This window comes from Bradyrhizobium sp. UFLA06-24, assembly GCF_054967145.1.
Genome location: NZ_JADFUE010000123.1, coordinates 1 through 8,937, shown reverse-complemented (window position 1 = coordinate 8,937; position 8,937 = coordinate 1). Strand labels below are relative to the sequence as shown.

Below are 8,937 nucleotides of genomic sequence, written 5' to 3'. Positions count from 1 at the left end.
CTCGTAGGGTGGGCTAGCACGCGGCTGCGCGGTACGCAGCCCGCTGGCGTAACCCACCCCTTTCGTGTCCGCGGTAACAGAAGTGGTGGGTTACGCCTGCGCTTTGCGCAGACGCCGTCTAATCCACCCTACGACATCCTTGCTCGCGGCTGCACTCTCGCCTTCCCGCATGCTCTGCCCCGCGATCACAATTTTGGCACCTTCCGCAACGAAGACTGCCACAGTCCGCGATCCGATCCCGCTGGTCGCCGCCGCGACCACCGCAACCTTGCCATCCAGCCTCCCGGTGGAATGTCCCTGTTTTCGAATGATTCGATGCCAAATGGCGGAGGCCGATCGGTGACGTTGCCGCAACAATCGGCGCCGCGGCCATCACTATTTCTGCCGGCTTCCGACAAGGCAAGCTATGCTTGGCCGTGTGAGATGCGTAACATCCTCGACAGCCGATCGATTTTCGAACGCATATCGTCACCGGACTGCGCATGGGGAAGCTGATCGAGCAATTCCGCAAGGGCTGGCAGGGCGTGGCGCCGCCATCGTTCGGCCTGAGCATTACGTTTGCGGTCGCCTGCCTGCTGGTCGCGACCCTGGCTCGCTGGGGCCTCGCGCATGTGCGCCCCGACGTCTACTTCACGCCGTACTTTCCGGCCGTATTCTTTGCCGCCGCCTTCGGGGGTGCTCGGGTCGGCGTGGTGACCGCACTCGTCGGCGGCGTGCTCGGCGTGATCGTGAATTTCAGCGATTTCTCCGCCGATCGCGCCCGATTCGTCCTGCTGACACTCTATTGGGCCGTCTCGGCGCTCACCATTTGGGGGGTCGAGCACTACCGCACCATGCTGGCCGAACAGCTGCGGATCTCCCGCCGTCTGATCGAGGAAGAGGATTATCGCAAGGTTCTGGTCGACGAGTTGCAGCACCGGCTGAAGAACAAGCTGTCGACCGTGCATGCCGTGCTGCACCAGGTACTGCACGACGAGCCGCAGGTCTGGGCCCGGATCGACCCGCGGTTGCGATCGCTGGCCGCAACCGACGATCTGATCTCGCGGATCGACAAGGCCGGCTGCGACATCCGCGACCTGCTGATCTCCGAGCTCGGTCCCTACGGCCATGTCCGTTTCACCCTCAATGGCGAGCGGCTGTTCCTGCCGCCGAAGCTGGCGGTCACGCTGTCGTTGATGTTTCACGAGCTCGCCACCAATGCCGGCAAATACGGCGCGTTCTCCTCGCCGCGCGGACTGTTGCAGGTGTCATGGACGGTCAGCGACGATCGCCTCACCATCACCTGGGACGAAACCGAGGGACCGACCATCGGCGAAATCTCTGCGCCTGGCTTCGGCACCAAGCTGCTGAAATCGGCACTCTCCGCCTTCGACGGCAAGACCGAGACCTCCTATTTGAAGACCGGCCTGCATTGCATCATGCAATGTCGCATCCCCAGGAGTGAATAGATTTGGGTCACCTCTCCCCGACGGAGAGAGGTGGAGCGACCTCGAGAGCTCGCGTCGATCGAATCAATGAACATGATGCCGTTCGCTTCGCCGCAAACGAAAGCGAACCGCGCGCTACGCTTCCCGCTTTCGCAGGCGCTGTTGACTTCCTGTTAATGACGATCGATGGCGCGCCTCGCATCGTCGCAACTTTCTCGCAAAACACCCCCGTATTTCTTCGGACCCCTTAACCAAACCTAAGAGGGAACTGCGCATGATCGCGCCCATTGCAAAGGCGCGCTGAAACAACAAGATTCATGAATTCTATGAACGACAACGCATATAACGGCGCGAACGAAGCCGAACTCGGATTTCTCAAGGAAATCGTTAGAATGCTGCCTGCCGGCCTGACCGTGCAGGACGCGCAGGGCACGCTTCTGCTGGTTAACGATGTCGCGGCGTCGCAGCTCGGCATGGACGGCAGCCGTCCCTCGCCCGATCTCGCGCCGCGTCGCGAGGCCTGCCAGCAGGCCCTCAGATCCGGCCAACCCGTCACCTCCGAGGAAGCGCTCCACCACGGAGCCGTACGCCGCGTGCTGCTGACCACCCATCGCCCTATCAGCTTCGCCGGACGCGAGCTGTTGATCTCGGCCTCCTCCGACATCACCGAACAGAAGAATTTTGAGGACCAGCTGTTCCGCTCGGCCTATTTCGACGAGCTGACCGGCCTGCCCTCGCGGCGCGTGATCGAGCATCGCGCCAACAGCCTCTTGGCGCGGGGCGAGGCTAACGATCGTTTCGCGCTGGCCTTTCTCGACGTCGACAATTTCAAACACATCAACGACTATTACGGCCACGCCGTCGGCGATGCGCTGCTGGTGGAACTGGCCAAGCGGCTCGGTCGCGACTTGCGCGACTCCGACATGCTGTCGCGAATCTCAGGCGACGAGTTCCTGCTGCTGCTATCGCCGGTCCAGAGCCAGGAGGAAGTCGCCGAATTCATGCAGTCGATGCTGGAGCGCCTCACGGCGCCGTTCTTCATCGACAATTCGGAGGTGTTCGCCTCGACCTCGGTCGGCATCAGCCTCTATCCCGATCACGGCCGCAGCTTCGAGACGCTGCGTCAAAACGCCGACATCGCGATGTACCGGATCAAGAACGACGGCAAGGGCTCGGCGGCGTTCTTCAATTCCAGCATGGAGCGCGAAGCGCTGGCGAGGATGAAGATCGAGCAGTCGCTGCGGCTCGCGATCCTCGAGAAGCGCTTCTGCTGCGCGTTCCAGTCAAAGGTCGATATCCGCACGCAAGCCGTGAAGGGCATCGAGGCCCTGGTACGTCTGCGCGACGACGAAGGCGTGATCCAGGCGCCCGGCTCGTTCATCGATCTTGCCAGCGAACTCGGGCTGATCGACGAGCTCACGCATCTGGTGCTCGCCGAGATCGTCAAGTCGATCGACCCGATCAACGACACGTTCGGCGCGGACGCGACCATCAGCATCAATGTCGCCGCCAAGCAGGCCGGCAACCCCGAATTCATGCGCAGCTTTGCGCAGGCGCTGCAGGACACCGGCTTTCCGCAGCGTTTCATGATCGAGGTGACGGAAGACGCCTTCGTCGCCAAGAATCACTTCCAGGCCGAGATCCTGCCGATGTTCCGCAAGCTCGGCGTCGGCATCTCCATCGACGATTTCGGCATCGGCTATTCCTCGCTCTCGGCGCTCGCCGACATCACCGCCGACGAGATCAAGATCGACCGCTCCTTCATCACGGACATCCATAAACGTCCGCGCAGCCAGGGCATCCTGCGCGCGATCGAATCCTTGAGCGAGGCGCTCGGCATGACCGTGATCGCCGAAGGTCTCGAATCCTTCGAGGAACTCGCCTATCTCCAGGCCGCCACCAAGATCCGCTACGCGCAAGGCTATTATTTCGCGCGACCGATCTTCCTGGAGGAGCTGAAGCTCGCCACTCCCGCCTCGAGCGAGTCCCGCGGCAGCGTGTCCGCCCGCCCGATGCAGCAAAACCGCCAGGGCTATTCGCGCGCGAGCGGCTATCGCCGGTAGGCTACTCACCGCTTATGCAACGAGCTGACCGTTCCGTCATCCTGAGGTGCGAGCGGCGCGATGCAGCAGCATCGCGCCGGAAGCCTCGAAGGATAGACGGCCGAGCTGCCAGCCGGGCTGTCACCCTTCGAGGGCCGCTGAAGAAGCAGCCACCTCAGGGTGACGGGAGATGGGGTTTCGCAAGGACGCCGTCTCGCCATTAACCCCGCCTCACCGAATTCCCTTTGAAATCGCTGCCCTTTTGGTAATAACGGGCGGACCTCCCCGAGGCGCGCCATGCCCAGCACTTCTCCTGATGCCAGCGATCTCGCCTATGTCCGCGCGCGGGCGATGGTGACGCTGTTCGAGCGGCTGGAGCATCTGTGCGAAGGCGCGATTGCGATCGACCGTCGCGGACGGGTCATCTACGTCAACGAGAAGTACCTCACCTCGCTCGGTCTCAAGCACACATCCGAGGCGATGGGACGGCCGATCGAGGAGGTGATTCCGAACAGCCTGATGCGGAAGGTGGTCGAAACAGGCGAGCCGATCCTGCTCGACATCATGGAACTCGGCGGCGAGCAGCTCGTGGTGACGCGCATGCCGATCGAGGACGAGCAGCGCAACGTCATCGGCGCGATCGGCTTCGTGCTCTATGATCATCTGGAGAGTCTCAAGCCGCTGCTTGCGCGCGTCGCCCAGCTCGAGAGCGATCTGCGGCTGGCGCGGCGGCAATTGTCGAACGCTCGCGCGGCACGCTTCACCTTTGCCGACTTCGTCGGCAAGACCCCAGGGATCGCGCAGGCCAAGGAGCTCGCCGGCCGCGCCGCCCGGCAGAACGTCACCGTCCTGCTCACAGGCGAGACAGGAACGGGCAAGGAGATGCTGGCGCAGGCCATCCACAACGCTTCCTCCCGCGCCGACAAACCGTTCGTCAGCGTCAACGTCGCGGCGATCCCCGATACGCTGATCGAGTCGGAATTTTTCGGCACCGCGCCCGGCGCCTATACGGGCGCCGACCGCAAGGGCCGCGAGGGAAAGTTCCGGGTCGCCGACGGCGGCACGCTGTTTCTCGACGAGATCGGCGAGATGCCGCTGCAATTGCAGGCCAAGCTGCTGCGCGTGCTGCAGGAGCGCGAGATCGAGCCGCTCGGATCGGACAAGATCTCGAAAGTGGACGTGCGCGTGGTCGCCGCCACCAACGTGGACTTGCGCAAGCGCGTCAGCGACGGTGCGTTCCGTCCCGACCTCTATTACCGCCTCAACGTGCTCTCGATCGACCTGCCGCCGCTGCGCGACTGCCTCGACGATCTCCCCGAGATCAGCGCCCGGCTGCTCGAGGACATCAGCGCCACCGGCGATTATCTCAGCGCCAAGATCACGCCGAGCGCGCTGTCGGCGCTCGCCCGCTACGACTGGCCGGGCAATGTCCGCGAGCTTCGCAACGTTCTGGAGCGCGCGCTGATCCTGAGCGATTCCGGGCGGCTCACCGGCGACGACTTCGCCCGCATCCTCCCCGTCGGCACGGATGCGAGGCCCGCGGCGACGATGCGGACCGCCGGCATCGTGGTGCCCTATGCCGAGGCCGAGGCCGAGTTCGAGAAGCACACGCTCGAGCAGGCGCTCGCCGCCAGCAACGGCCAGATCTCCGAAGCCGCCAAGATGCTGCGCATCTCGCGCGCGACGTTCTACAAGAAGCTCGCCAAATTCGGCCTCGCCTCAGGACCGGCCTCCGTCTGAGTTTCGAGACTCATCTTGTCTGGAGTCTCGGATTCCTGACACGGCACCGGGCGCCGCTTTTGCCGCCTTGGTTCGAAATTGCCGGGTTTTCAGCCATTTTGCGCAAGGCGCACGCATCTGGCGCGGACTTTGCTCTTCGCTCTTGCACAATGACGCATGCTGCACATGCGCATTCGCAAACCAGGGAGGACGCAAGATGAGTGAAGCGATCTCGGTCCATCAGCTTCAGGCGAGACAGCCCTCGCACGTCACGGTCGCCACCGCGAGCCTGATCGGCACGGCCATCGAGTGGTACGATTTCTTCCTCTACGGCACCGCGGCGGCGCTGATCTTCAACAAGCTGTTCTTTCCGACCTTCGACCCGATGATGGGCACGCTGCTGGCGTTCGCGACCTATGCGCTCGGCTTCATCGCTCGCCCGCTCGGCGGGGTCGTGTTCGGCCATTACGGCGACAAGATCGGCCGCAAGACCATGCTGTACCTGACGCTGCTGATCATGGGGGCGGCGACCGCGGCGATCGGCTTTCTGCCGACCTACGAGACCGCCGGCATCGGCGCTGCGATCCTGCTCGTCACCTGCCGCCTGGTGCAGGGTTTTGGCTTGGGCGGCGAATGGGGCGGCGCCGTGCTGATGGCGGTCGAGCATGCGCCGGAAGACAAGAAAGGCTTCTACGGCAGCTGGCCGCAGCTTGGCGCGCCGCTCGGCCTCGTGCTCGGCACGCTGGTGTTCTCGGTGGTCTCGGCGATGCTGACCGACGCGCAGCTCTATGCCTGGGGCTGGCGCATCCCGTTCCTGTTCTCGATCGCGCTGGTGCTGGTCGGCCTGTGGATCCGCTTCACCATCGCGGAATCGCCCGAGTTCCAGAAGGTCAAGGACACCAAGCAGGAGGTGAAGATGCCGATCCTCGAGGCGATCAGGATGTACCCGAAGAACATCCTGCTGGCGATGGGCGCGCGCTTTGCCGAGAACGGCTTCTTCTACATCTACGCGACCTTCGTCCTCGCCTTTGCGACCCAGTCGCTCGGCATGAACAGGCAGGACATGCTGAACGGCGTCTTGATCGCCGCCGCGATCGAGACCTTCACCATCCCCGCCTTCGGCGCGCTGTCCGACAAGGTCGGGCGGCGACCGATCTACATCTTCGGCGCGGTGTTCTCGGCGCTGATGTCGTTCCCGCTGTTCATGCTGCTGTCGACCAAGAACCCGCAGCTCGCCTGGATCGCGATCGTGCTGGGCCTCGCCATCGGCCATGCCGCGATGTACGGCCCGCAGGCGAGCTTCCTGTCGGAGCTGTTCGGCACCAAGGTGCGCTATAGCGGCGTCTCGCTCGGCTACAACCTCGCCTCGATCTTCGCCGGCGCGTTGTCGCCGTTGATCGCGACGGGCCTGATGACGGCCTATGCGCCGGCGACCTGGCCGATCTCGCTTTACATGATCGCGCTCGCGATCATCACGGTGGTGTCGGTCTATTTCGCCACGGAAACGCGCAAGATAGTTCAGGCCTGAACTCGGCGCTTGCGGCGGGGCGGCCTGTTCCGGGGCCGCCCCGCGCGCTAGACTTCGTTCAAAGCAACAACGATGGCGTGCGATCCACAGAGATCGGGAGGAATGCCGTGAGCCAGCATCCCGCGTTGCCCTATTTGCCGCACTCTGAGAAAGGCAAGGTCGTCACGGCGGCCGAAGCGGTCATGCTGATCCGCGACGGCGACACGGTGGCAACCGGCGGCTTCGTCGGCATCGGCTTCGCCGAGGAGATCGCGATCGCGCTGGAGGAGCTCTATCTCTCCCATGAGGGCGATGCGCCCTACACGCAAGGCAAGCCGCGCAATCTGACGCTGGTCTATGCCGCTGGCCAGGGCGACGGCAAGCACAAAGGGCTCAACCATTTCGCGCATGAAGGCCTGGTCCGTCGCGTGATCGGCGGGCATTGGGGGCTCGCCCCGAAATTGCAGCAGCTCGCGATCGCAAATCAGATCGAAGCCTACAACCTGCCGCAGGGCGTGATCACGCATCTGTTCCGCGACATCGCGGCACACCGGCCGGGGCACATCAGCCGCGTCGGCATGGGCACTTTCGTCGATCCACGGCACGGCGGCGGCAAGCTCAATGCACGCACCACCGAGGACATGGTGGAGCTGATCACGCTGCGTGGCGAAGAATGCCTGCTCTATCGGACGTTCGCGATCAATGTCGGAATCATCCGCGCCACGACAGGCGATCCCGACGGCAACCTCACCATGGAGAAGGAGGCGCTGACGCTGGAGGCGCTGGCGATTGCCATGGCCGCGCACAATTCCGGCGGCATCGTCATCGCCCAGGTCGAGCGTGTCGCCGAGAGCGGCAGCCTCAATCCGCGCCAGGTCAAAATCCCAGGAATTCTGGTCGACTGCGTCGTTGTCGCCAAACCCGAGCACCATTGGCAGACGTTCGGCACGCAATACAATCCGGCCTTCGCGAGCGAGATCCGGGTGCGCGCGGCATCGCTCCCCGAGATGCCGATGAGCGAGCGCAAGATCATCGCCCGCCGCGCGGCCTTCGAGCTGAAGGCCAACAGCGTCGTCAACCTCGGCATCGGCATGCCCGAAGGGATCGCCTCCGTCGCCAACGAAGAGCGAATCATCGACCTGATCACGCTGACGGCCGAGCCCGGCGTGATCGGCGGCATTCCCGCCAGCGGCATCGATTTCGGGGCGGCGATCAATACGCAAGCCGTGATCGACCAGCCCTACCAGTTCGACTTCTACGACGGCGGCGGACTGGACGCCGCCTTCCTCGGGCTCGCGCAGGTCGACCGCGCTGGCAATCTCAATGTCAGCAAGTTCGGCCCGAAGCTCGCCGGCGCCGGCGGCTTCATCAATATTAGCCAGAACGCCAAGGAGGTGGTCTTCGTCGGCACCTTTGCCGCGGGCAAGCAGCGGGTCGCGGTCAGCGACGGCAGGCTATCCGTCCACGAGGAGGCGAAGTCCCGCAAATTCGTCGATCATGTCGAGCACGTCACCTTCAGCGGCCCGTTCGCGGCCGCGCGCGGACAGCGCGTGCTGTATGTCACCGAGCGCTGCGTCTTCGTGTTGCGCCCCGACGGGCTCGAGCTCACGGAAGTCGCGCCCGGCATCGACATCGAACGCGACATCCTGCGCCTGATGGATTTCAAGCCGCTGATCCCGCGCGATCCCGCGCTGATGGATGCACGCATCTTCCGCGACGGTCCGATGGAGCTGCGCGAAAGGCTGCTGACCATCCCGCTCGACCAGCGCTTCACCCTCGACGAGCAGCAGAACCTGTTCTTCGTCAACCTCGAACGCTATCCCCTGCGCAGCAAGGCCGAGATCGACGAGATCGCGCGGATTGTCGCGGCGCGGCTCACCCCGCTTGGCCGCAAGGTCTACGCCATCGTCAATTATGACAACTTCTCGATTCTGCCTGAGCTGCTGGACGATTATTCGGCCATGGTGCGCAACCTGGTCGACCGCTTCTATGTCGGCGTGTCGCGGTACACCACCTCGGGCTTCCTGCGCATCAAGCTCGGCGAGGCCCTGGAGAAGCGCGGCGTCGCGCCGCATATCTTCGAGAGCGCGGACGAGGCGCAGTCGGACTGGCGTCAGCTCGAGGGCACGCCTCCAACGTCCGGCGAGACGCCTACCGCGCGGCAGGCCCAAAAATGATGCAAGCTCATCTGCCGATACAATCAACCGGAAGGTTGAATTGCAATGTTCGCACTGTTGTGCAA

Annotated in this window: 5 protein-coding genes; all 5 read left to right on the top strand. The window is 63.8% G+C overall.

Annotated elements, in window-relative coordinates:
* Positions 1–482: 482 nt before the first annotated feature.
* The gene (locus IF809_RS37340) at positions 483–1,448 is read left to right on the top strand and encodes a sensor histidine kinase (protein WP_462839992.1); all 966 of its coding nucleotides are present in this window, start codon (positions 483–485) and stop codon (positions 1,446–1,448) included.
* A gap of 305 nt (positions 1,449–1,753) precedes the next feature.
* Positions 1,754–3,490, top strand: coding sequence for a putative bifunctional diguanylate cyclase/phosphodiesterase (locus tag IF809_RS37335; RefSeq protein WP_164938953.1), 1,737 nt, complete (start codon positions 1,754–1,756; stop codon positions 3,488–3,490).
* A gap of 276 nt (positions 3,491–3,766) precedes the next feature.
* Positions 3,767–5,209 carry a sigma-54 interaction domain-containing protein gene (locus tag IF809_RS37330; protein WP_462839991.1) on the top strand — a complete coding sequence of 481 codons (1,443 nt, stop codon included), beginning with the start codon at positions 3,767–3,769 and terminating at the stop codon, positions 5,207–5,209.
* A gap of 196 nt (positions 5,210–5,405) precedes the next feature.
* Entirely contained in the window at positions 5,406–6,716 is a 1,311-nt protein-coding gene (locus tag IF809_RS37325; protein WP_462839990.1) for an MFS transporter, read from the top strand.
* Between the two features lie 107 nt (positions 6,717–6,823).
* Positions 6,824–8,872 carry an acyl CoA:acetate/3-ketoacid CoA transferase gene (locus IF809_RS37320; protein WP_462839989.1) on the top strand — a complete coding sequence of 683 codons (2,049 nt, stop codon included), beginning with the start codon at positions 6,824–6,826 and terminating at the stop codon, positions 8,870–8,872.
* The last annotated feature ends 65 nt before the right edge of the window (positions 8,873–8,937 follow it).

Excerpts from the sequence above, each read along its gene's own strand:
- IF809_RS37340 (WP_462839992.1), top strand. The coding sequence starts at position 483 with ATGGGGAAGCTGATCGAGCAATTCCGCAAGGGCTGGCAGGGCGTGGCG.
- IF809_RS37335 (WP_164938953.1), top strand. The coding sequence starts at position 1,754 with ATGAACGACAACGCATATAACGGCGCGAACGAAGCCGAACTCGGATTT.
- IF809_RS37330 (WP_462839991.1), top strand. The coding sequence starts at position 3,767 with ATGCCCAGCACTTCTCCTGATGCCAGCGATCTCGCCTATGTCCGCGCG.
- IF809_RS37325 (WP_462839990.1), top strand. The coding sequence starts at position 5,406 with ATGAGTGAAGCGATCTCGGTCCATCAGCTTCAGGCGAGACAGCCCTCG.